Origin of the sequence: Sphingomonas sp. (assembly GCF_004799495.1) — a bacterium.
Classification (GTDB): domain Bacteria; phylum Pseudomonadota; class Alphaproteobacteria; order Sphingomonadales; family Sphingomonadaceae; genus Sphingomonas.
Map to the genome: position 1 here is coordinate 175,959 of NZ_SSMY01000011.1, position 23,441 is coordinate 199,399.

Genomic DNA, 23,441 nt, shown 5'->3' on the forward strand with positions numbered 1-23,441 from the left:
ACGGATCGTTGCGTAATCGCTTTGATCTGCATGATTTCATGGTAAACGTGAGCGATGAGCGGGGGTTCAACTATCGTCGATCTGCGCGTGAGCGACGTGGATTTCGCCACATCGCCAGTCGCGGAACACGTGGATTTCACCGAAGCGACGCCGGCTGAAACGGCCGAGGAGCCGCTCGAACTCGACCAATATGAATCGCCGCCCAGTATTTGGGGTAAGGTATTCGGCGCGGTCGCGTTCCTGCTCGCGGCGGCATGGGTGGGCTTCATCATCTGGTACGCCGGGCCGTCGGTGCTCGCCAATCCGCAACCCATGGTCTTGGCGCAATTCGCCGCCGCACTCGCCGCGCCGCCCGCGTGGATCGGCGTGCTGTGGCTCATCGCGCTTCGGTCGAGCAAGGCCGAGGCGCAACGCTTCAACGCCACCGCGCGGTCGATGCGCGCCGAAGCCGACCACCTTCAGACCGTCATCGCCGCGATGGCCAAGACGATCGAGGCCAACCGGCTGATGCTGGGCGACCAGATCACGTCGATGATGGCGGCGGCGAGCGGCATGGCGGAGCAGATTTCCCAGGCCGGGACACAGGCCGCAGGACTCGACGCAGCGGCACGGACGGCGGAGGACAAGCTCAACGTCCTGTTGGCCACCCTGCCCAAGGCACATGCCGAAACCGAGGCGCTCGGCGCGAAGATCGAAGCGACCGGGCTGACCGCGAGCGAACGCGCCGCTGCACTCGATGCGCAACTCGTCGCGCTCGGCGAGCGTGGCAAGGAAGCGGATGCGATCACCAGCGGTGCCGCCGAACGCCTCGCCGCCAATATCGCGCGGATGGAAGCGACCAGTGAGACCGCCGGCGCCCGGCTGGAAAGCGTCACCGCAACCATGTCCGAGACGGTCGACGGCCTGCTCGATCGCACCGCGAGCGCGGTCGACGAGGCGCGCAAGGGGATCACCGCGCAGGGCGACGCGATGGCGGCGATGCTGTCGGCCAACCAGGCGTCGCTCGACCGCACTGCGACCGACAGCGCGACGGCGCTCGCCGAGCGAATCGCGGCGATCGAGGCGGTGGTGAACCATGTCGCGGATGTGCTCAACACCGGCCAGGCGCAAGTCGATGCGATGGCGCGGTCGATCGAGGACAGCAGCGGTGCCGCGCAACGCTTCGCTGGCGAGGCGGCGCCGCAATTGCTCGAAAGCCTGATGCGGATCCGCGACACCGCCAACGCCGCCGCCGACCATGCGCGCGAAGCGATCGAGCGGATCGTCCCCGAGGCGAGCGCCGCGATCGAGGAAGCGGGCAAGGAAGCGCTCGAAAAGAGCCTCGCCGCCATCGCCGAGGCGCAAACCGTCGCCGCGGCGTCCGCCGCCGAAGCATCGGACAAGCTCAACCAGCAGATGGTCGCGATCGCCGACGCGTCGGGGCACATCGAGGCGCGGCTCGCCGATACCAGCGAAGCGGACGGCTTTGCGCGGCGCGTATCGACGCTGATCGAATCGCTCAACTCGGCGTCGATCGATCTCGCCGCGATCTACGCAAGCGACGTGCCCGACACGTCATGGGCCGCGTATCTCAAGGGCGATCGCGGCGCCTTCACCCGCCGCGCGGTCAAGCTGCTCGATACCGGCGACATGCGCGCAATCGTGCAGGCGTACGAAAACGACGACACGCTGCGCGATCAGATCAACCGCTACATCCACGATTTCGAAGCGATGCTCCGCGCGGTGCTCGCGCAGCGCGACAGCGCGCCGATCGGCGTCACCTTGCTATCGTCGGATATGGGCAAGCTCTACGTCGCGCTCGCCCAGGCGATCGAGCGGCTGCGCGCCTAATCGAGCCGGCCGAACAGGTCGAGCATCTTCGGCGTGATCCAGCCGAATTCGTAATTCGCCACGAACAGCGCCCAGAGGATCGTCGCGACGATCGTCACGCGGATTGCGATTCGCCGTACATCGAAGACGTGCGGCGCGCTTTCGGCCTGGCCGGGGACGTACTCACCCCCCGCCTCGTGCGTCGTGCGGACGCCGAACGGCAGGACGAGGAAGACCGAGAACGACCAAAACAGGAAGTAGATCGCGAGCAGCGAGGTCCAGCGCATCGCGTCAGGCCTCGATGATCAGCACGTCGACGACGGGCTTCTTGCCGGTCCATTTGGTCGCGACGCGGCGCACCGCGAGCCGCAGCGATTCTCGCAGATTTTCGAGGTCGCCCTTGTGCTTGCGCACCGCGTCTTCCGCGGCGTCGCATGCTTCGTCGAGAAACGCCTCCTTGTCCTCCTCGACCGGCACGCCCTGCAGCCGAACCTCGGGCGTTCCGACCAGCCGGTAATTGCCGTCGATCGCCACCGCGACCGACATCTGGCCGAAGCTTGCGAGGCGGCGGCGCTCGTTCATCGTCGCGCCGTCGGCGGGCAGGATGACGTCGCCGTCGAGCATCAGCCGCCCGACCGGGGCATGCCCGACCTTCTCCGGCTCGCCCGGCGCCAGCCGGACGATGTCGCCGTCGGTCTGGACCAGCGCGCGTGGAACACCCTGCGATAGGCCAAACCGCGCCTGTTCCATCATATGGCGCATCTCGCCGTGGACGGGCACGAGCAGTTCCGGCCGGATCCAGCGGTACATCGCCTCGAGTTCGGGACGGCCCGGATGGCCGGAGACGTGGACATGCTCCTGCCGCTCGGTGACCATCTCGACGCCCTTGGCGGCGAGCTGGTTCTGGATGCGGCCGATCGCAAGCTCGTTGCCGGGTATCTGCTTCGACGAAAAGATCACGGTGTCGCCCGCCGCCAGCTTGATCGGGTGCGTGCCCTCCGCGATCCGGCCGAGCGCGGCGCGCGGCTCGCCCTGCCCGCCGGTCGCCACGACCAGCACGTCGCGGCCCGGCATCGCCATCGCGGCGTCAGGATCGACCGGCTCCGGGAAATTCTTGAGATAGCCGGTCGAGCGCGCCACCGTCAGGATGCGGTCGAGCGAGCGCCCGGTGACGCAGATCCGCCGCCCGGTCTTCTTCGCCACCTCACCCAGCGTCTGCAACCGTGCGGCGTTCGACGCGAAGGTTGTGACGACCACCCGCCCCTTCGCCTTGCCGACCGCCTCGATCAGCCCGTCGCGCACGCTCGCTTCGGACCCAGACGGCTCCGGATTGAACACGTTGGTGGAGTCACACACCAGCGCGAGCACACCTTCATCACCGATCGCCGACAGCTGCTCCGGCGTCGATGGCTTGCCGAGCACAGCGTTGCTGTCGTCGAGTTTCCAGTCGCCGGTGTGGAACACACGCCCGTACGGCGTATCGATCAGTAGCGCACTCGCTTCGGGGATCGAATGCGCGAGCGGGACGAAGGTGACGCCGAATGGCGCCAGATCGACGCGCTCGCCGGGCTTGATCACGTTGAGCTTCACCCGGTTGGCGACGCCTTCTTCTTCCAGCTTCCCGCGGATCAGCCCGGCGGTGAAGCGCGTCGCGTAGAGCGGCACGCCAAGATCGTCGGCGAGGTATGGCAGCGCGCCGATATGATCCTCGTGCCCATGCGTCAGCACGATGCCGAGCAGGTTATCGCGCTGTTCCTCGATGAATTGCAGGTCGGGCAGGATCAGATCGACGCCGGGATAGGCCGGGTCGGCGAAGGTCACGCCCATATCGACCATCAGCCATTTGCCCTGACAACCGTACAGGTTGACGTTCATTCCGATCTCGCCCGATCCGCCGAGCGCAAGGAAAAGCAGTTCGTTTTTCGGTATCACTTAGTCACTTTCAAAAATTCGTTGGCGCGGCGCCCGGCCGCGCATCAGTTCGCGTGGGCACGTTCCCACATCATCGCGAGCCCCTGAATCGTCAGATCGGGCTCAATCGCATCGAATATGGGGCTGTTCTTCTCGAAAAGAACCGCCAGCCCGCCGGTCGACACCACGGTCACCGGACGGCCGACCTCCGCCTTCATCCGCGCGACCAGCCCTTCGATCATCGCGATATAGCCCCAATAGATGCCGATCTGCATCTGGCTGACGGTGTCGCGGCCGATCACGGTGGGGTCGGCGGGCGCTTCGATCCCAATCCGCGGCAGCTTGGCGGCGGCTGCGACGAGCGCGTCGAGCGACAGGTTGATCCCCGGCGCGATGATCCCGCCCTTGTAACTCCCTCGATAATCGATCCAGTCGACCGTCGTCGCGGTGCCGAAATCGATCACGATCAGATCGCCTTCGTGAAGCGCGTGCGCCGCGATCGCGTTGACCGCGCGGTCGGCGCCCAGGCTCTGCGGTTCCGCCACGTCGATCGCCATGCCGTATTCGACCGGCGGCTGCCCGGCGATCAGCGCATTCGTCTTGAAATATTTGTCGGCGAGCACCTGAAGGTTGTGCGTCGCGCGCGGCACCACCGTGGATACGATCACGCCGGTCACGTCGCTGCGGTCGTACCCTTCGAGGCTGAGCAACTGGCTAAGCCACACCGCATATTCGTCGGCGGTGCGGCGCGGGTCGGTCGCGATGCGCCAGCGGCCTTTGATCGCGCGGCCATCGAGCAGCGCGAAAACGACATTGGTGTTGCCGGCATCGATCGCGAGCAGCATGGATTTGCCTTCTCAGAGCATCGTGCAGAAAAGTGGGAACCGGTTTTCTGCTAAACGATGCGACCACAAAAACTACAGCAGGAACACGTCGCCGGCGTGAATGACACGTCGCGTGCCGTCCGCCAAGCGCAGGATGAGGGCACCGTCGGAGTCGAGCCCGTCGAACAGTCCGTCGATCGCCGATCCGTCAGGCAAGCGCGCGGTCAGCGCCGCGCCGATCGAATGCGCGCGGGTCATCCAGCGGCGCCGCACGACGTCGATCCCCTCGCCGCGCCAGCGCTCGACCCAGCGACCGAACGCATCGGCCAGCGTCTCGATGAAATCCACAGGATCAACCGCGACATCGTACGCCGCCAGACTGGTCGCGACGCGGTCGGTATCGGTCGGGTGGTGCGCCAGATTGACCCCGAACCCGATCACCACCGCCTCGCCCGCGCGTTCGAGCAAGATACCCGACAGCTTCGCGCCGTCGATCAGCAGGTCGTTGGGCCATTTGAGCACCGCCGCGCCCATGATGTAAGCGCCGACCGCCTCCTCCAGCGCGACCGCCGCGACCAGAGCGAGGGTCGCCGCGGGCGGATCGCTCGGTCTGGGCCGTACCAGCGTGCTCGCGTAGAGATTGCCGGTATCGGATACCCACGCCCTGCCCTGTCGTCCACGACCGCTGGTCTGGCGCTCGGCGCGCAGCCACACTCCCTCCTCCAGCCCCGTCGCGGCGAGCGCGATTATGTCGGCGTTGGTCGACCCGGTTTCCGCAACCGTTCGGATCGCGTGGCTCAGAACAGCGCCTTTGCCGCCGCCGCCGTCCACACGCCGATCGGCTTTAGCGCGAACCAGCCGACCGGCGAGATAAATAGCGCCATGACGGTGAGGATCGCATATTCGACCGCCGTGTCGCGGCTCCGCTGATACGCCGGCGCGGCCGCGTCGAAATACATCACCTTGATGACGCGCAGATAATAATAGGCGCCGATCACCGATCCGACGAAGCCAGCCACCGCCAGCGGGAACAACCCCGCCTGCACCGCCGCCTGGAACACCGCCAGCTTGGCGAAGAATCCGAGCAACGGCGGAATTCCCGCCAAGCTGAACATGAAGATCGCCATCGCCGCGGCCAGGCCGGGACGCGTCACCGACAGGCCCGCCATGCTGTCAATGCTCTCGACCGGATCGCCGTTGGCGTCGCGCATCTGGAGCACGACGAGGAAGCTGCCGAGCGTCATCGCGACATAGATTAGGAGGTACAGCAGCACCGACGACACGCCCGCCTGCGTCCCTGCGGCCAACCCGACGAGCAGGAAGCCGACATTGTTGATCGACGAATAGGCGAGCAGCCGCTTGATGTTGCGCTGCCCGATCGCGGCGACCGCGCCGAAGATGATCGAGGCGAGGCTGGCGAAGATCACGATCTGCCGCCAGTCGGCGATCGCCGGGCCCATCGCGTCGATCGCGACCCGCACGCCCAGCGCCACCGCCGCCACCTTGGGCGCCGAGGCGAAGAAGGTCGTCACCGGCGTCGGTGCGCCTTCGTACACATCGGGTGTCCACATGTGGAACGGCACCGCCGACATCTTGAACGCGAGGCCGGCGAACACGAACACCAGCCCGAAGGTCAGGCCTAGCGAGTGGCTGGCGGCGTAAGCCGTAGCGATGCCGGGAAACAGCGTCGTACCGCTGAACCCGTATACCAGCGAAATGCCGTAGAGCAGGATGCCGCTCGCCAGCGCGCCGAGGACGAAATATTTGAGACCCGCTTCCGCCGAGCGCTGGTCGCGCCGCATGAAGCTGGCAAGCACGTAGGCCGCGAGGCTGTTGAGCTCGAGCCCGACGTACAGCGTCAGCATATCGCCCGCCGACACCATCATCCCCATGCCCGCGACCGCGAGCAGGATCAGCACGGGATATTCGGGATGCAGACCGTCGCCGTCGCCGCGCGCGAAAAAGCGTGGCGCGATGACGATCGACACCGCTGCGGCGACGTAGATCAGCACCTTGGCGAATGCCGCGAAGGCGTCGGCGCGATAGAGGCCGTCGAAAACGACACCGGCGTAGGACGCCGGCCCGGCGAGCGAAATGCCCGCGCCGATCAGCACCGCGATGGCGGTCCAGCTCACCATCCGCGTCGATCGTTGCCCGCCCCATGCCGCGACCAGCATCAGCGCCAGCGCGCCGACCGACAGAACGAGTTCGGGCATCGTGGCCTGAAGCGCGGTGGACCAGTCCATCACTTCGCCTCCGCCGTCTTGGCGGGCCCGGAAACCGTGAGCGGCTTGCCCGGGGTCGGTGCCGCGTCACCCGCGGGCTTGGCGCGGTCGACCCGGTCGAGCAGGATCTTCACGTCGCCGCGCATCGGCGCGAGGAAGCTTTCGGGGTACACGCCCATCCACAGCACCGCCGCCGCGATCGGCACGAGTAGCGCGAGTTCGCGCGAGTTGAGATCGGGCATCGCGCGCACGTCGTCCTTGACCAGATCGCCGAACACGACGCGGCGGTAGAGATAGAGCATGTACGCCGCGCCGAGGATGATCCCGGTGGTGCACAGCAAGGTGATCGTGGTCGACACCTTGTACGTGCCGGCGAGGCTGAGGAACTCGCCGACAAAGTTGCTCGTGCCGGGCAAGCCGACCGACGCCATCGTGAACAGCATGAACAGCAAGGCATAGCGCGGCATATTGATCGCAAGCCCGCCGTAGCGGTCGATCTCGCGCGTATGCAGCCGGTCATAGATGACGCCGACGCACAGGAACAGCGCGCCCGACACCAGCCCATGGCCGAGCATCACCATCATCCCGCCCTCGATCCCCTGGCGGTTGAAGGCGAACAGCCCGATCGTCACGATCGCCATGTGCGCGACCGACGAATAGGCGATGAGCTTCTTCATGTCGGATTGCACCAGCGCGACGAGGCTGGTGTAGATCACCGCCACGGCCGACAGGCCGAACACCAGCCAGACGAGGCTCGACGACGCTTCGGGGAACATCGGCACCGAGAAACGCAGGAAGCCGTACCCGCCGAGCTTCAACAGCACGCCGGCCAGGATCACCGACCCCGCAGTCGGCGCTTGCACGTGCGCGTCGGGCAGCCAGGTATGGACCGGCCACATCGGCATCTTGACCGCGAACGACGCGAAGAAGGCGAGCCACAACCACGTCTGCGCCCAGACCGGGAAGTCGTGGTTGAGCAGCGTCGGGATGTACGTCGTCCCCGCCTGCTGCGCCATCCACAGCATCGCGATCAGCATCAGCACCGATCCGAGCAGCGTGTAGAGGAAGAATTTGTAGCTCGCGTAGATCCGGTTCGCGCCGCCCCAGATGCCGATGATCAGAAACATCGGGATCAGGCCGCCTTCGAAGAAGATGTAGAACAGGAACAGGTCCTGCGCGGCGAAGGTGCCGATCATCAGCAATTCGGTCAGCAGGAAGGCGGCCATATATTCGGGCACGCGTTTTTCGATCGCGGTCCAGCTCGCGCCGATGCAGATCGGCATGAGGAACACCGACAGCTCGATCAGGAGGAGCGCGAAGCCGTCGATGCCGAGCGACCAGCCGAAGCTGCCGAACAGCGGCACGTTCTCGACGAACTGCCATTGCGGACCGCCGATCTGGAAACTGCTCCACAGCACCACGCCGAACGCAAGGTCGACCAGTGTCGCCGCCAGCGCGAGCCAGCGCGCGTTGCTCGCGCTGAGGAACAGGCACGCTACCGCCGCGAACGCCGGCACCGCGAGCATCACGCTCAGGATCGGGAAGCCGCTCATCGCGTGATCGCCCAGGTAACGGCGGCGGTCAGGCCGATCAGCATGACAAAGGCATAGGTATAGAGATATCCCGATTGGGCGCGGCCGGCGACACGACTGCCGAGGCCGACGATCCACGCCGACCCGTTGGGGCCGAACCGATCGATCGTGCCCTCGTCACCACCCTTCCAGAACAGTCGCCCGATCGCGAACGCGGGGCGGACCAAGAGCAAGTCGTAGAGCTCGTCGAAATACCACTTGTTGTACACGAAGCGATACAGATAGCGGAACGTCGCGGTGAAGCGCGCGGGGATGTCGGGGCGGCGGATATAGGCCAGCCACGCCCCCCACAGCCCGAGCAGCATCACGATCGTCGCCGACAGCTTGATCCCCACCGGCACCAGGTGTGCGGCGTGATAGAGGTGCTCGTCGAACGCGATCGCGCCGCGCCAGTAATGCTCGCCAGCGTTGGGCTCGATGAACCAGCCGTGGAACACGAACCCGGCGAACACCGCGCCGGTCGCTAGCAGGATCAGCGGCACGAGCATCGACGGCGGGCTTTCGTGTGGGTGATAGCCGCCGGTGCCCGTCGGGATCTCGGGCGCACCGCTCTGGCCAGCGTGCGGGTCGCTGCCCGCGCCTTCGGCTGCCGCGTCGCTATGGCCGTGAGTCTCGTCGTCATGACCGTGGCCGTGCGCGTCGTGCAGCGCATGCTGGATATGCTCCGACCGCGCCCAGCGCGGCTTGCCCCAGAAGGTCAGGAACATCAGCCGCCACGAATAGAAACTGGTCAGCAGCGCCGCGAGCACGCCGACCCAGAACGCCCCGCTACCGCGCCCCGACGCATAGGCCAGTTCGAGGATGCCGTCCTTCGAATGGAACCCGGCGAACCCGATCTGCGGCAGGCCGAAGATACCGGGAATGCCCACACCGGTAATCGCCAGCGTACCGAGCAGCATCACCCAGAAGGTGATCGGAATCTGCTTACGAAGCCCGCCGTAGAACCGCATGTCCTGCTCGTGGTGCATCGCATGGATCACCGAGCCCGCGCCGAGGAACAACAGCGCCTTGAAGAAGGCGTGCGTGAACAGGTGAAACATCGCTGCGCCATACGCACCGCTGCCCGCCGCGAAGAACATATAGCCGAGCTGCGAACAGGTCGAATAGGCGATCACGCGCTTGATGTCGTTCTGGCACGTGCCGATCGTAGCGGCGAAGATGCACGTCGCGGCGCCGATGAACACGATGAAGTTCAGCGCGACTTCGCTCGTTTCGAACATCGGCGACAGACGGCACACCATGAACACGCCCGCGGTGACCATCGTCGCGGCGTGGATCAGCGCGGAGACCGGGGTCGGGCCCTCCATCGCGTCGGGCAACCAGGTGTGCAGGCCGAGCTGCGCCGACTTGCCCATCGCGCCGACGAACAGACACAGGCACAGCACCGTCATCGTATCGAAACGGTAGCCGAGGAATCCGATCGTCGACCCGGCCATGTTCGGCGCGTCGTGCAGGATCTGTGGGATCGAGACGGTGCCGAACACCAGGAAGGTGCCGAAGATGCCGAGCATGAAGCCCAGGTCGCCGACGCGGTTGACCACGAACGCCTTGATCGCGGCCGCGTTGGCGCTGGGCTTCTTGAACCAGAACCCGATCAGCAAATAGCTCGCGAGCCCCACGCCTTCCCAGCCGAAGAACATCTGGACCAGATTGTTCGCGGTCACGAGCATCAACATCGCGAAGGTGAACAGCGAGAGATAGGCGAAGAACCGCGGCTGGTCCGGATCCTCGTCCATATAGCCCCAGCTATAGAGGTGGACGAGCGCCGAGACGCTGGTGACGACCACTAGCATCACCGCGGTCAGGCTGTCGACGCGTAAAGCCCAGGCGACGTCGAGGTCGCCCGATTTCATCCATTCGAACACCGGCGCGACGGTCGCGTCCGCCCCGCCGAGATAATGGATGAAGATCGGCCAGCTGAGCGCGCACGATGCGAACAGCGCGCCGGTCGTGACGAGCTTGGCCGGCACGTTGCCGATCGCGCGATTGCCGAGGCCCGCGACGATCGCCGCGAGCAGCGGCAGGAAGACGATGAGCTGGATCACGCGCTCACCCCTTCATCCGGCTGGGATCGTCGACCGAAATCGTCCCCCGCCCGCGGAAATAGATCACCAGAATGGCGAGCCCGATCGCCGCCTCACCCGCCGCGACGGTCAGCACGAACATCGCGAACACCTGGCCGACCAGATCGTGCAGATACGCCGAGAAGGCGACGAGGTTGAGGTTCACCGCGAGCAGGATCAACTCGATCGCCATCAGCATGATGATCAAATTCTTGCGGTTCGCGATCAGCCCCATCACCCCCATACCAAACAGGATCGCCGCCACGACGAGATAATGCGTCAGCCCGATCACAGCTCCACCCCCTGCCCGACCGGCGGCTGCGTGTTGCGCGTGGCGTCCTGCGGACGGCGCGCGACCTGGCGACTGATCTTCTGGCCCTTCACCCCGCCGCGCGCACGATGCGTCAGCACGATCGCCCCGATCATCGCGACGAGCAGCACGAGGCCCGCGCCTTCGAACACGTACAGATAACGCGAATAGAGCAGCTGGCCGATCGCCTGGATATTCGACGTATGGTCGGTGGGCATCGGCGCGACACGCTGGTCGAGTTTCAGCCCGCCGGCGCCCCACGCGCCGACCGCGATGAAGATCTCGCACGCCAGCGCCACCGCGAAAGCGAGCCCGATCGCCGCATAGCGCGCGAACCCCGCGCGCAACTCGGCGAAATCGATGTCGAGCATCATCACGACGAACAGGAACAGCACCGCGACCGCGCCGACGTAGACGATCACCAGCAGCATCGCGATGAACTCGGCGCCGACCAGCAGCATCAGCCCCGCGGCGTTGAAGAACGCCATGATCAGCCACAGCACGCTGTGCACCGGATTGCGCGACGTGATGGTCAGCGCTCCGGACAGGAGCACCATCGCGGCGAACAGGTAAAAGGCGATTGCCTGGATCACGGAATCAGGGGTCCCCGAAGAGTTGGAGCGCGATTAACGGTAGGGTGCATCGGCGGCAAGGTTCGCGGCGATCGCGCGTTCCCAGCGGTCGCCATTGTCGAGCAATTTGGCCTTGTCGTAGATCAATTCCTCACGCGTTTCGGTCGAAAATTCGAAGTTCGGCCCCTCGACGATCGCATCGACCGGGCACGCTTCCTGGCACAGGCCGCAATAAATGCACTTGGTCATGTCGATGTCGTAGCGCGTCGTGCGCCGGCTGCCGTCGTCGCGCGGCTCGGCCTCGATCGTGATCGCCAACGCGGGACAGATCGCCTCGCACAGCTTGCACGCGATGCAGCGCTCCTCGCCGTTGGGATAGCGCCGCAGCGCATGCTCGCCGCGGAAGCGGGGCGAAATCGGGTTCTTCTCGAACGGGTAATTGATCGTCGCCTTGGGCTTCCACATGTAGCGGAAGGTCAGCGCATGGGCCTTGATGAACTCCCACAGCGTGAACGACTTGATGATCTGACCGACGGTCACGCCTTGGTGCCTTTCATGAGCAGGAACAGCCCGTTGCGCTTCGCAACGCGGCGGAGCAGCCAGCGCGGCCAGACCTTGCGGGCGATATCGAGCGCGCGGCCCTGATGCCGCTGTCCCGCGCCGCTTTCGAGCAAGTCGCCGTGGCTGAGTTCGATCTGGATGCTCGCGTCGCGGCTCGCACCGTTCAACAACGCGAACGCGCCGGCGGGGGTGTAGGCCTTGGTTCCGGGGCTTTCGAGGTAGCGGCTATAAACCTCCGCCAGCGACAGCGTCGGCTTGCCTTTGGCGAGACCATAGCGCGCCCACAACATCAGCCCGATCAGGCTCCATTTGTTGTAGATCATGAAGCGGAACTGCCCGCCCGGACGGAGCACGCGCAGCGCCTCGGCGAACGCCTTGGGCGTGTCCGGCGAATGGTGGAGCACGCCCCAGCTGTAGACGCGGTCGAAACTGGCGTCGGCGAACGGCAGCGCCTCGGCATTGGCGACCTGAAGGTCCGATGACAGACCCATCAGCGCAAGCCGCCGCCGCGTATGCTCGACCGCCCGCGGCGTCAGGTCGACCCCGGTGAGGTGCGCTCCGCCGCGCGCAAATTGCTCGTGATCCGCCCCAAGCCCGACGCCGATCTCCAGCACGCGCTCACCCGCCGCGTCGGCGAACCCCGCGAACGCCGGAATGTATGGCTCGAGCCGATAGCGCTCGGCCGATTGCTCGGCGTACCCCGCAACGCTCTCATCGGCGAGGAGCAAGTCCTCACCGCACGACGCGGCATCCCAGAAGTCGCGCACATCTGACAATTTGGCGGCGGCGGCGCTCATCCCGGCAATCCCACGCGCTGCCACATCAAATAGCCCGACACGACGAACACGAAGATCAGCGACAGCGGCAGGAACACCTTCCACCCGAGCCGCATCAGCTGGTCATAACGATAGCGCGGGACGGTCGCCTTCACCCAGCTGAACAGGAAGAAGAAAAACAAAATCTTGGCGAACAGCCAGACGATCCCCGGCACCGCGTACATCCACCCGACGTTGAGCGGCGGCAGATACCCGCCCCAGAACAGCACCGCGTTCAGCGCGCACATCAGGATCACGTTGGCATATTCGCCGAGCCAGTAGAGCGCGAAGCTCATCGACGAATATTCGGTCTGGTACCCCGCGACGAGCTCGCTTTCGGCTTCGGTCAGATCGAACGGCGCGCGTTGCGTTTCCGCGAGCGACGAGATGAAGAACACCACCGCCATCGGGAACAGCAGCGGGTTGATGAAATTGCCGTTGACCCAGCCCCAGGCGTACCCGCGCTGCGCCTCGACGATCTCGCCGAGGTTGAAGCTCCCCGCCCACAGTACGACCGAGATCAGGACGAAGCCGATCGACACTTCGTAGCTGACCATCTGCGCGGCCGCACGCAGCGCGGAATAGAAAGGATATTTCGAGTTCGACGCCCAGCCGGCGATGATGATCCCGTACACGCCGAGGCTCGACGCCGCGAGCACGTAGAGCAGACCCACGTTGATGTTGGACAGCACCACGCCCGCCTGGAACGGCACCACCGCCCACACGATCAGCGCGACGGTGAAGGTGATGATCGGTGCGATCAGGAACAGGCCCTTGTTCGCCGCGGACGGGATGATTGTTTCCTGCAGGAAGACCTTGAGCCCGTCGGCGAACGACTGGAGCAGCCCGAGCGGCCCGACCACGTTTGGGCCGCGGCGGAGCGCCATCGCCGCCCAGATCTTGCGGTCGGCGTAGATGATCATCGCGACGGCGAGCATCAGCGGGAGCGCGATGACGAGTATGTCGATGATCGTGGCGATGAACCACGCCCAGCCGTATTCCATGCCAAGATAGGTGAACCAGGAGGTCATTCCGCCGCCTCCGCGAACGACTGGCCGTGGATGAGTTCGGCCGAGCATTGCTGCATCGTCGGGCTGGCGCGGCAGATCGCGTTGGTGAGGTAGAAATCCTGGATCGGATAACCGGTGATCGTGCCTTCCGTCTTGGCGTCGAGCTTAGGCGGGCTCCAGTCGAACTTGGCCAGACCGAGCTGGCCGAGCGCCGGCGTGTCGAGCGCCATCTGCGCGCGGAGTTCCTCGAGACTATCGAACGGCAACGTCACCTTCAGCGTGTCGCTAAGCGCACGCAGGATCGTCCAGTCCTCGCGTGCATCGCCCGGCGGGAAGACCGCCCGCTCGCCACGCTGCACGCGACCCTCGAGGTTGACGTAGGTGCCCGATTTCTCGGCATAGCTCGCGCCCGGCAGCACGACGTCGGCCGCCGCCGCGCCCTTGTCGCCGTGATGCCCGACATAGACCGTGAAGCTCTTGTCGAGCCTGGCAAAATCGACCTCGTCCGCGCCCATCAGGAACACCAGCTTGGGCGCCGCGGCGTAGATATCGGCGATCCCGCCCGGCTGACCCGCACCGAGCATCAGTCCACCCATCCGGCTGGCCGAGAAATGCAGCACGTTGAACCCGTTCCAAGCCGTGCCGTCCTCCAGCGTGCGGATCAGCCCGAACGTGTCGGCGAACTTGAGCGCCGCGCCGTGCGCGCGCTTCACCGCCAGGCCGCCGACGATCACCATCGGCGCCTTGGCGTTCTTGAACGCCTCCGCGGCCGCCTTGGGTAAGTTGCCGATCAGCGACAGGTCGTCGCCGATCCATTCGGTCTTGTACGTCAGATCGGTTTCCGGCCCGATCGCAAAGACTTTCGCGCCTTTCTTGACGGCCTTTCTGATCCGCGTGTTGACCAGCGGCGCTTCCCAGCGGACGTTCGACCCGATCAACAGGATGGCGTCGGCGCGCTCGACACCGGCAATCGTCGTGTTGAAATTGACCGCGGCCAAGCTCGACACGTCATAGTCCGCGCCGGTCTGGCGCCCTTCGATCAGGCTCCCGCCCATCGCCTTGACCAGCGCCTTGGCCGCGAAGATCGTTTCGCAATCGACGAGATCACCGTGCACCGCCGCGACGCTTTTGCCGGCTTTCACCGCCACGATTGCCGCGAACGCTTCGTCCCAGCTCGCCGCGACCAGCTTCCCGCCGCGCCGCACATAGGGCCGGTCGAGCCGCCGTCGCACGAGGCCGTCGACCGCATGCCGCGTCTTGTCGCTCGCCCACTCCTCGTTGACGTCGTCGTTGACGCGCGGCAGCGCGCGGAGCACCTGCCGCCCGCGGCTGTCGAGGCGAATGTTCGTCCCGACCGCGTCCATCACGTCGATTGCCAGCGTCTTCTTCAATTCCCACGGTCGCGCCTCGAACGCGTAGGGCTTCGACGTCAAGGCGCCGACCGGGCATAAGTCCACGACATTGCCCGACAATTCGCTCGTCACCGCGCTTTCGAGGTACGACGTGATCTGCATGTCCTCGCCGCGGTAGATCGCGCCGATTTCCTCGACCCCCGCGACTTCCTCGGCGAAGCGGATGCAGCGCGTGCACTGGATACAGCGAGTCATCACCGTCTTGACGATCGGCCCCATGTATTTCTCGGTCACCGCGCGCTTGTTCTCGTCGTAGCGCGAATGACCACGGCCATAGGCGATCGACTGATCCTGCAAGTCGCACTCGCCGCCCTGGTCACAGATCGGGCAGTCGAGCGGGTGGTTGATCAGCAGGAATTCCATCACGCCTTCGCGCGCATTCTTGACCATCGGGGTGTTGGTGAACACCTCCTGCCCGTCGCCCGCGGGCAGCGCGCACGACGCCTGCGGCTTGGGCGGCCCAGGCTTCACTTCGACCAGGCACATCCGGCAATTGCCGGCGATCGACAGCCGCTCGTGATAACAGAAGCGCGGGATTTCCTTGCCCGCGGCCTCGCACGCCTGCAGCACGGTGGCGCCCGCGGGGACTTCGATATCGATCCCGTCTACCTTGAGCTTCGGCATCGTTCAGCGTCCTTCCGCCACGGCAGGGCGGCGTTGCAAATACAGCGCTTCGGCGGCCCAGCCATGAATCGCCGTACCGGTCATGTCGATCCGCCCCATGCCCCGCGCACAACCGTTGAGGACAGGCGCGAACGCCCGACCGGCCTCGGCTTCGGTCGTCGACAGCCGCTTCGACCGCACCAGCCGGTCGGCAATGACCGGATCCAGTGCCGCCGCACAGCGGACGACGACATAGCCGGGCGGCAACCCAGCATTGCCTAGGGCCGGCGCAGGCACCGGGCTGGCGGGTGGGCTGGCCTTCGCAAGATCAAGATAGAGCCGCGTCGCGATCGCGCCGCGCAGCGCGCGTCGGGGAAACGCCACTTGCTGGCGCTGCCCAGCAAGCTGACCGGCCGCCTGCGCCACGCTGAGGCGTCCCAACGCGACCTCAGCCGATAGTTCATCGGCCGCCAGCGTCGGACCGAATTGGAAGCAATTGCCATGCTTTTTGAAGAGCAGGTCGAGTTGAGCCTGCTCGGCCGCACTGTCGGGCGCGGTATCGATCACCATCGCGGCCTCGCGCGGCGCGGCGCGGACAGCGCATTGCGCGAACTTGGCGAGCACTTTTTCCCCGTCCATGCTCGCCTTCTGCTGCGCGAAGGCGGGCGCACCCAGTATGGGTGCCATGACGGCGAACAACGCGATGCCGTACTTCATGCCGCCATCTCGGGCGGCAGGCGGCGTGCGCCGGTCGGAAAGTGGGGCGTATTCATCGCGAACGTCTTACTTGGACACCATGTGATAGAGCGGCTCGGCGACGATCAACCGAAGGTCGTCGCGCTTCACCGTGAAATTCTTGCCCGGCGCCAGGCAGTCGTTGAGCGCCGGAGTCAAAGCGCGGATCGCCGCACGCTCGCCGACGCTGCCGCGCGTCGAGCGGGCAAGGTCCAGCGCGCCGACCGGGTTGAGCGCCACGACGCAATCGCCGAACTGGCGGATCGAGACGAGGTTGCGGTCGTACCCCCAACTGCCTTCGCTTACGGTGAGGGCCCAACTCGCGCGTGGCGGGGGCGATGCCGCGTCGAACCGGCCGCGCTCCAACCAGTTCATCAGCGCTGCGTTGGCGATCTCCGCGCGCTCGCGCCACGCGAATTGGCCGCCCATCCGCCGGTTGTCGTTGCACCCGCCATACAAATCCATGAGCTTCGCGCCGGCGCGGCGTTCGCTTTCGGAACCGGGCAAGGTCGCGAGCAGCATCTTCGCGTCATGCGCGTCGTTGTCGACGACGCATTGCGCGACGTCGTAGCCATCGCTGGCATGCGCGGGCAGCGCGACGAAGGCGCCGAGCAATGCGGCGATCACAAGCGGATATTTCATGTGGCGGCCTCCTGTTCTTGACGCGGGGAAAATCGGATTCGACATCACTTTGCCCCCACTGCCCTGGTCTTGTCGCTCAACGCGACGGTGCGCTTGTACAGCGCCTCCGCCACCGTCGCCTGCAATCCCCAGCGCGTCAGTCGCACCTGCTGCTTGGGCGGCAGGCAGTCGGCCAGGGTCGGCCGAAGCGTCGCCAGTGCCGCGTCTTCGTTGCGCGAGGCGGGGGTGGCCATTACCAGATCGCGCGCCGCCGCGGGCGCCAGCTTGGCGACGCACCCGCCGAACGTGATCGACGGCGCCGCGTCGACTTCCTCGCCGGGCTGGCCATTCGCGGGAATGACCGCCGCGCGCGCGCCCTGCGAAAGATAGCCGAACTCCCGCACGTACATCGCGCGGTAGATCGCGCCGCGGAACAACGGCGGCGACATCCTCAGCTTGCCCGCGAACAGGCAATCGTCGGTCGCGAGCTTGCGCAGCGCGCCGTCGGTTGCCGCATCGTCGCCCAGCGCCAGCGCCCGCTGCACGCCGCCCAGATGCTGCATCACGACGCAATAGCCGTATTGGTTCAGCATCTCGCGCGCCTTGTCGTTGTCGGACAGCGGCCGGTCCGAGGGCATCGCGGCATAGGGCGTCGGCAACGCATATTGCGCGCTGGCCGGTGACACCCAGCACACGGCAAGCGCCGACAGGACGGCCAGCCGCTTGGTCACTCCGCGGCCTCCTGCATCGGCGACAGATCGCCACCCTGCGCTTCGGCGATGCGCCGCTCAATTTCGGGACGGAAATGCTTGATCAGGCCCTGGATCGGCCACGCCGCGGCGTCGCCCAGCGCGCAGATCGTGTGACCTTCGACCTGCTTGGTCACGCTGTAGAGCGTGTCGATCTCCGACACGTCGGCGTCGCCGGTGCGCAGCCGCTCCATCACGCGCCACATCCAGCCGGTGCCCTCCCGGCACGGCGTGCACTGGCCGCAGCTTTCGTGCTTGTAGAAATAGGAGATGCGGCTGATCGCGCGGACGATGTCGGTCGACTTGTCCATGACGATCACCGCCGCGGTGCCGAGCCCCGACCCGACCGCCTTCAGCCCGTCGAAGTCCATCGGGCAATCCATGATGTCCTTGGCCGGGACCAAGGGCACCGACGACCCGCCGGGGATCACCGCGAGCAAATTGTCCCACCCGCCGCGGATGCCGCCGCAATGCTCGTCGATCAGTTGACGGAACGGGATCGACATCGCGTCCTCGACGACGCAGGGGCGGTTCACATGGCCGCTGATCTGGAACAGCTTGGTGCCCTTGTTGTTCTCCGCGCCGAAGCTCGCGAACCATTCGGGGCCGCGGTGCAGGATCGTCGGCACCACCGCGATCGATTCGACGTTGTTGACCGTGGTCGGGCAGCCGTAGAGGCCGGCACCCGCCGGGAACGGCGGCTTCAGGCGCGGCTGGCCCTTCTTGCCCTCCAGGCTTTCGAGCATCGCGGTCTCTTCGCCGCAAATGTACGCGCCCGCCCCGCGGTGGCAGAACACGTCGAAATCGTACCCCGATCCGCACGCATTCTTGCCGATCAGCCCGGCGTCGTAAGCCTCGGCGATCGCCGCGAAGAGCACCTCCGCCTCGCGGATATATTCGCCGCGGATGTAGATGTACGCGGCACGCGCGCGCATCGCATAACCGGCAACCAGCGCGCCTTCGATCAGCTTGTGCGGATCGTGGCGGATGATCTCGCGGTCCTTGCACGATCCAGGCTCGGATTCGTCGGCGTTGATCACCAGGAAATTTGGACGATCGGGTCGCGGCTCCTTGGGCATGAAGCCCCACTTCGTGCCGGTCGGGAACCCCGCCCCGCCGCGCCCGCGCAGGCCCGACGCCTTGATCCGGTCGATGATCGTGTCGGCGCCGATCTCGAGCAGCTTTTTGGTGTTGTCCCAATCGCCACGCGCACGCGCCGCCAGCAGCGTCCAGGGCTGAAACCCGTAGACGTTGGTGAAGATGCGGTCCTTGTCGGCGAGCATCAGCGGCGCCCCCGCTTTTTGGCGGCGGCGACGATGCACACGAACGCGCCACTAAACGCGGCGATGATGGCGGCAAGTTGCGCCGAGGTCATCGCCGTCCCCCCATCGCGCCGCGGATGAAATAGAACAGCACCAGCACGATCCCCACCGTGACGATCAGCCCGATCAGCGCGAATGCGACCTTCAGCACGATACCGAGCACGATCAGCGCGCCGATGATCGCGAACAATGCGATGATGGGGTTTTGCCCGCGCATCACCATTCCCCCCGATAATCGTGGTTGGCGTCGACCATCTCTTTCAGCGTCGTCGGCCCACCCTCGGGACAGCTCGCGCGGCGGCCGATGGTCGATCCGGCGGGCGGCGTTTCGCCCCGCGCCAGCGCCTCGAGCACACCGATCGTGCGGTCGTAGTCGAGATCCTCGTAATTATCGTCGTTGATCTGGACCATCGGCGCGTTGGCGCACACGCCCAGGCACTCGACCTCGGTCAGCGTGAACAGCCCATCGGGCGTCGTCCTGCCCTTGACCAGCCCATGGTTCTTGCACGCCGCGAGCACGTCATCCGACCCCGCCAGTAGGCACGGCGTCGTCCCGCACACCTGGACGTGATAGCGACCGACCGGCGCCATGTTGAACATCGTGTAGAAGCTGACGACTTCGTACACGCGCATGTACGGCACGCCGATCTGGCGTGCGACGAACTCGATCACCGGCACCGGCAGCCAGCCTTGCGTGTCGGTCTCCGCCCCAACCTGCCGCTGCGCGAGATCGAGCAATGGGATCGAGGCCGATTGCTCACGCCCCGCCGGATAGCGGCCGAGGATTTCCTTCGCCTTGGCGGCATTCGCGTCGGTCCACGCAAAATCGCCCCAGCGCACGCGGGTTTCGGCTTCGTCGGGGATTTGAGGGGTTTCAGCCATCGTTATTCTTATTCCTGCGGCGCCGCGCAGCGCCCGCATAAATCGGGATCAGCGACACGTAGATCGGGAGCAGCGCAATCAACACCGTGTGCGGCCCGCTCGACGGCCCGGCCTTATGCGACGTTGGCGCAAGGAACGCGATCAATGCGCCCGCCACCAACGCGACGAGAGCGACGGCAATCAAAATAATTTTATTGCGCGAGCGAAGCATCACCGGTCACACTCCCCGAACACGATGTCGAGCGCGCCCAATATCGCCGTCGTATCGGCCAGCATGTGGCCCTTCGACATGAAATCCATCGCCTGGAGGTGACTGAACGCGGTCGGGCGGATCTTGCAGCGATACGGCTTGTTGCTGCCGTCGGCGACGAGATAGACGCCGAACTCGCCCTTGGGGCTTTCGGTCGCGACGTACACGTCGCCGGCGGGGACGTGATAGCCCTCGGTGAACAGCTTGAAGTGATGGATCAGCGCTTCCATCGACTGCTTCATCTCGGCGCGCTTGGGCGGCACGACCTTGCGGTCGTCGCTCGCGATCGGACCGGCGGGCATTTCCGACAGGCACTGCTTCATGATGCGGACCGACTGGCGGACTTCCTCGACGCGGACCATGAAGCGGTCGTAGCAATCGCCGCGCGTGCCGACCGGCACGTCGAAGTCCATCTTCGCGTAGACGTCGTACGGCTGCGACTTGCGCAAATCCCACGGGATGCCCGACCCGCGGATCATCGGTCCGGAGAAGCCCCAGCGCACCGCATCCTCGCGGCTGACCACCGCGATGTCGACGTTGCGCTGCTTGAAGATGCGGTTGTCGGCGACCAGGCTGATCGCGTCCTCGAACAATCGTGGCACGCGCGTGTCGAGCCAGTCGGCGATGTCGGTCAGCAGCTTGAGCGGTACGTCCTGATGCACCCCGCCCGGCCGCAGGTAATTGTGGTGCATCCGCGCGCCCGACGCGCGTTCGAAGAAGTTGAGGCAGTCCTCGCGCAACTCGAACATCCACAGGTTCGGCGTCATCGCGCCGACGTCCATCACGTGGCTGCCGAGGTTGAGCATGTGGTTCGAAATGCGTGTCAGCTCGGCGAAGAACACGCGGAGGTACTGCGCACGAATGGGCACTTCCAAGTCGAGCAACTTTTCGACCGCGAGCACGAAACTGTGCTCCATGCACATCGGAGAGCAGTAATCGAGCCGGTCGAAATAGGGCAGCGCCTGCGCGTACGTCTTATATTCGATCAATTTCTCGGTGCCGCGGTGAAGCAGGCCCACGTGCGGGTCGACGCGCTCGACGATCTCGCCGTCGAGCTCCATGACGAGGCGAAGCACGCCGTGCGCGGCGGGATGCTGCGGCCCGAAATTGATCGTGTAGTTCTGGATCTGCACGTCGCCCGTGGCCGGGTCTTCGGCGTCCTCGCGGCCCAACATCTGGTCGAGGGCATCGCTCATTGGTTCTGCCCCTTGCCCTTGGTCGGCACCACGTCCGGATTCTTCGGCTTGCGCGAACGCTTCGGCTTGGGCTCGGCCTTGCCTTCACCGGTCTGCGCGGGGGATTCGGTCACCTTCGGCGTGACGGGCGCGGCCTTGGGCGATTGCGCGGCGTCGGCCTTGATTATCTCGTCGGCCTTGAGCGGCGTCGGCGCGCCCTTTCCCTCCGGCAGCTTGGCCTTTTCGTCGCCCGGCAGGACGTACTCGGCACCCTCCCACGGCGACATGAAGTCGAACGTGCGGAAATCCTGCGCCAGCTTCACCGGCTCGTACGCGACGCGTTTGGTCTCTTCGGAATAGCGCAGTTCGACATAGCCGGTCAGCGGGAAGTCCTTGCGCTGCGGATGCCCGACGAACCCATAATCGGTCAGGATGCGACGCAGGTCCGCATTCCCCTCGAACAGCACGCCGTACATGTCGTACACTTCGCGCTCGAGCCAACCGGCGACCGGCCAGATGCCCGTCACCGACGGCACCGGCTTGATCTCGTCGGTCTGGACGTGGACGCGGATGCGGTGGTTGCGCGTCAGACTGAGCAGGCAATAGACGACTTCAAAGCGGTCGGGCCGCTCGGGGTAATCGACCCCCGCGATCTCCATCAGCTGTTGATATTCGAGCCCGGGCGTGTCGCGCAGCAGCGTCATCGTCTCGACCAGGCTTTCACGGTCGACGGTGAACGACACTTCGTATGCCGCTTCGAGGCTCGACAGCACCCGTTTGCCGAGCGCGCGCTCGGCGACGTCGATCACGCCGTCGTTGGAAGTGTAGGCTGGCGCGGAACTACGCATCCGGCCCGCTCCGCTCGCCCCGCCAGATCATCGCGCCAGCGGCGATCCCAGCGATGATGGCGACACCGGCGACCACGCCCGCCAACTGGGCGAAAGCAATCCGGTTCTCCGCCCACAAATCGCCGAAATCGCGCCGTTTGAACGCAATAAAAACGGCGTCGACCAGCAGGATCGCCGCTACCCCAATCAGCCGCCGCTTCCTCGACAAGCCGCTCACCGCTCGATCGTCCCGACGCGGCGGATCTTCCGCTGCAACTGCATGATCCCATAGAGCAGCGCTTCGGCGGTCGGCGGACAGCCGGGAACGTAGATGTCGACCGGCACGATCCGGTCGCAGCCGCGCACGACGCTGTAGCTATAATGGTAATAGCCGCCGCCATTGGCGCAGCTGCCCATCGAGATGACGTATTTGGGCTCCGACATCTGGTCGTAGACCTTGCGCAGCGCCGGCGCCATCTTGTTGCAAAGCGTTCCCGCGACGATCATCACGTCACTCTGACGCGGGCTCGCGCGCGGCGCGGCGCCGAAGCGTTCGAGGTCATAGCGCGGCATGTTGACGTGGATCATCTCGACCGCGCAGCACGCCAGTCCGAACGTCATCCACCACAGGCTGCCGGTGCGCGCCCACTGGAAGAGGTCCTCGGTCGAGGTGACCAGGAAACCCTTGTCGGTCAGCTCACCGTTGAGGCCGTCGAAAAACGCCTGATCGGGCTGGATAATCCCGCCGCCAGTGCTCATCGGCAATTCGACCGGGCCGGAATGCGGGGTCATTCCCAATCGAGCGCTCCCTTCTTCCAGGCATAGACGAGACCGAGCGCGAGTTCGGCGATGAAGATCATCATCGATCCCCACGCCACCCAGCCGAGCTGGAACACGCTGACCGCCCAAGGGTAAATGAACGCCGCTTCCAGATCGAAGACGATGAACAGGATCGCGATCAGGTAGAAGCGCACGTCGAACTGGCTGCGCGGGTCCTCGAACGCGGGGAAACCGCACTCATATTCGCTGAGCTTTTCCGGGTTTGGCTGATGCGCGCCGGTGAAGCGTGCGGCGATCATCGGCAGGAACACGAACGCGCTCGACAGCGCGAGCGCGACCCCCAGGAACAGCAGGATCGGCAGATATTGTGACAGGTCGACCAAAAGCTCTCTC

The 23,441-nt window shown here is 65.5% G+C and carries 26 protein-coding genes; 1 reads left to right on the forward strand and 25 read right to left on the reverse strand.

The annotated features are described in order from the left end of the window. The first annotated feature begins 87 nt into the window (after positions 1-87). The gene (locus E7773_RS12190; protein WP_293991619.1) at positions 88-1,830 is read left to right on the forward strand and encodes a hypothetical protein; all 1,743 of its coding nucleotides are present in this window, start codon (positions 88-90) and stop codon (positions 1,828-1,830) included. Here the strand turns inward: E7773_RS12190 and E7773_RS12195 are convergent. From E7773_RS12195 to ndhC, 25 genes are all read right to left on the reverse strand, one after another. Next, positions 1,827-2,096 carry a DUF1467 family protein gene (locus tag E7773_RS12195; RefSeq protein ID WP_293991622.1) on the reverse strand — a complete coding sequence of 90 codons (270 nt, stop codon included), beginning with the start codon at positions 2,094-2,096 and terminating at the stop codon, positions 1,827-1,829. The genes E7773_RS12190 and E7773_RS12195 overlap by 4 nt on opposite strands. A 4-nt stretch (positions 2,097-2,100) precedes the next feature. Next, positions 2,101-3,741: a ribonuclease J gene (locus E7773_RS12200; protein WP_293991624.1), complete on the reverse strand. Its 1,641-nt coding sequence runs from the start codon at positions 3,739-3,741 to the stop codon at positions 2,101-2,103. A gap of 44 nt (positions 3,742-3,785) precedes the next feature. Further along, positions 3,786-4,565 carry a type III pantothenate kinase gene (locus tag E7773_RS12205; protein WP_293991627.1) on the reverse strand — a complete coding sequence of 260 codons (780 nt, stop codon included), beginning with the start codon at positions 4,563-4,565 and terminating at the stop codon, positions 3,786-3,788. Between the two features lie 72 nt (positions 4,566-4,637). Further along, positions 4,638-5,375, reverse strand: a complete 738-nt coding sequence (locus tag E7773_RS12210) for a biotin--[acetyl-CoA-carboxylase] ligase (RefSeq protein ID WP_293991629.1) — start codon at positions 5,373-5,375, stop codon at positions 4,638-4,640. Continuing rightward, entirely contained in the window at positions 5,342-6,790 is a 1,449-nt protein-coding gene (gene nuoN, locus E7773_RS12215) for an NADH-quinone oxidoreductase subunit NuoN (RefSeq protein ID WP_293991632.1), read from the reverse strand. The genes E7773_RS12210 and nuoN overlap by 34 nt, the downstream gene beginning before the upstream one ends. Next, positions 6,790-8,322, reverse strand: coding sequence for an NADH-quinone oxidoreductase subunit M (locus E7773_RS12220; RefSeq protein ID WP_293991634.1), 1,533 nt, complete (start codon positions 8,320-8,322; stop codon positions 6,790-6,792). The genes nuoN and E7773_RS12220 overlap by 1 nt, the downstream gene beginning before the upstream one ends. Beyond that, positions 8,319-10,406 (reverse strand): NADH-quinone oxidoreductase subunit L, encoded by a 2,088-nt coding sequence (gene nuoL / locus E7773_RS12225; RefSeq protein WP_293991637.1) that lies wholly within the window; start codon positions 10,404-10,406, stop codon positions 8,319-8,321. Before nuoL ends, E7773_RS12220 begins: the two co-directional genes overlap by 4 nt. Positions 10,407-10,410: 4 nt before the next feature. Further along, positions 10,411-10,716, reverse strand: a complete 306-nt coding sequence (nuoK, locus tag E7773_RS12230) for an NADH-quinone oxidoreductase subunit NuoK (RefSeq protein WP_293991639.1) — start codon at positions 10,714-10,716, stop codon at positions 10,411-10,413. Beyond that, on the reverse strand, positions 10,713-11,327 hold the full coding sequence (locus E7773_RS12235; RefSeq protein WP_293991642.1) for an NADH-quinone oxidoreductase subunit J: 615 nt from the start codon (positions 11,325-11,327) through the stop codon (positions 10,713-10,715). The genes nuoK and E7773_RS12235 overlap by 4 nt, the downstream gene beginning before the upstream one ends. 33 nt (positions 11,328-11,360) lie before the next feature. Next, the gene (gene nuoI, locus E7773_RS12240) at positions 11,361-11,846 is read right to left on the reverse strand and encodes an NADH-quinone oxidoreductase subunit NuoI (protein ID WP_293991645.1); all 486 of its coding nucleotides are present in this window, start codon (positions 11,844-11,846) and stop codon (positions 11,361-11,363) included. Further along, a complete protein-coding gene (locus E7773_RS12245; protein WP_293991647.1) occupies positions 11,843-12,664 on the reverse strand; it encodes a class I SAM-dependent methyltransferase in 822 nt (273 codons plus the stop codon). The genes nuoI and E7773_RS12245 overlap by 4 nt, the downstream gene beginning before the upstream one ends. Then, entirely contained in the window at positions 12,661-13,713 is a 1,053-nt protein-coding gene (gene nuoH, locus E7773_RS12250) for an NADH-quinone oxidoreductase subunit NuoH (protein WP_293991650.1), read from the reverse strand. The genes E7773_RS12245 and nuoH overlap by 4 nt, the downstream gene beginning before the upstream one ends. Then, positions 13,710-15,728: an NADH-quinone oxidoreductase subunit NuoG gene (gene nuoG / locus E7773_RS12255; protein WP_293991652.1), complete on the reverse strand. Its 2,019-nt coding sequence runs from the start codon at positions 15,726-15,728 to the stop codon at positions 13,710-13,712. Before nuoG ends, nuoH begins: the two co-directional genes overlap by 4 nt. A gap of 3 nt (positions 15,729-15,731) precedes the next feature. Beyond that, complete coding sequence (locus tag E7773_RS12260) at positions 15,732-16,424, reverse strand: hypothetical protein (RefSeq protein ID WP_293991655.1); 693 nt, start codon at positions 16,422-16,424, stop codon at positions 15,732-15,734. A 66-nt stretch (positions 16,425-16,490) separates the two neighbouring features. Continuing rightward, a complete protein-coding gene (locus tag E7773_RS12265; RefSeq protein ID WP_293991658.1) occupies positions 16,491-17,084 on the reverse strand; it encodes a hypothetical protein in 594 nt (197 codons plus the stop codon). A gap of 44 nt (positions 17,085-17,128) precedes the next feature. Next, the gene (locus E7773_RS12270) at positions 17,129-17,794 is read right to left on the reverse strand and encodes a hypothetical protein (protein WP_293991660.1); all 666 of its coding nucleotides are present in this window, start codon (positions 17,792-17,794) and stop codon (positions 17,129-17,131) included. Continuing rightward, positions 17,791-19,095: an NADH-quinone oxidoreductase subunit NuoF gene (nuoF, locus tag E7773_RS12275; RefSeq protein ID WP_293991662.1), complete on the reverse strand. Its 1,305-nt coding sequence runs from the start codon at positions 19,093-19,095 to the stop codon at positions 17,791-17,793. Before nuoF ends, E7773_RS12270 begins: the two co-directional genes overlap by 4 nt. A gap of 88 nt (positions 19,096-19,183) precedes the next feature. Further along, positions 19,184-19,351 (reverse strand): hypothetical protein, encoded by a 168-nt coding sequence (locus tag E7773_RS12280; protein ID WP_293991665.1) that lies wholly within the window; start codon positions 19,349-19,351, stop codon positions 19,184-19,186. Then, positions 19,351-20,016: an NAD(P)H-dependent oxidoreductase subunit E gene (locus E7773_RS12285; RefSeq protein ID WP_293991667.1), complete on the reverse strand. Its 666-nt coding sequence runs from the start codon at positions 20,014-20,016 to the stop codon at positions 19,351-19,353. Before E7773_RS12285 ends, E7773_RS12280 begins: the two co-directional genes overlap by 1 nt. Next, positions 20,009-20,227, reverse strand: coding sequence for a hypothetical protein (locus E7773_RS12290; protein WP_293991669.1), 219 nt, complete (start codon positions 20,225-20,227; stop codon positions 20,009-20,011). The genes E7773_RS12285 and E7773_RS12290 overlap by 8 nt, the downstream gene beginning before the upstream one ends. Continuing rightward, entirely contained in the window at positions 20,227-21,462 is a 1,236-nt protein-coding gene (locus E7773_RS12295; RefSeq protein ID WP_293991672.1) for an NADH-quinone oxidoreductase subunit D, read from the reverse strand. Before E7773_RS12295 ends, E7773_RS12290 begins: the two co-directional genes overlap by 1 nt. After that, entirely contained in the window at positions 21,459-22,289 is an 831-nt protein-coding gene (locus E7773_RS12300; RefSeq protein ID WP_293991675.1) for an NADH-quinone oxidoreductase subunit C, read from the reverse strand. Before E7773_RS12300 ends, E7773_RS12295 begins: the two co-directional genes overlap by 4 nt. Next, positions 22,282-22,506 (reverse strand): hypothetical protein, encoded by a 225-nt coding sequence (locus E7773_RS12305; protein WP_293991677.1) that lies wholly within the window; start codon positions 22,504-22,506, stop codon positions 22,282-22,284. Before E7773_RS12305 ends, E7773_RS12300 begins: the two co-directional genes overlap by 8 nt. After that, positions 22,503-23,060, reverse strand: coding sequence for an NADH-quinone oxidoreductase subunit B (locus tag E7773_RS12310; RefSeq protein WP_293991680.1), 558 nt, complete (start codon positions 23,058-23,060; stop codon positions 22,503-22,505). Before E7773_RS12310 ends, E7773_RS12305 begins: the two co-directional genes overlap by 4 nt. After that, the gene (gene ndhC / locus E7773_RS12315) at positions 23,057-23,431 is read right to left on the reverse strand and encodes an NADH-quinone oxidoreductase subunit A (protein ID WP_293991682.1); all 375 of its coding nucleotides are present in this window, start codon (positions 23,429-23,431) and stop codon (positions 23,057-23,059) included. The genes E7773_RS12310 and ndhC overlap by 4 nt, the downstream gene beginning before the upstream one ends. Between the last annotated feature and the right edge of the window lie 10 nt (positions 23,432-23,441).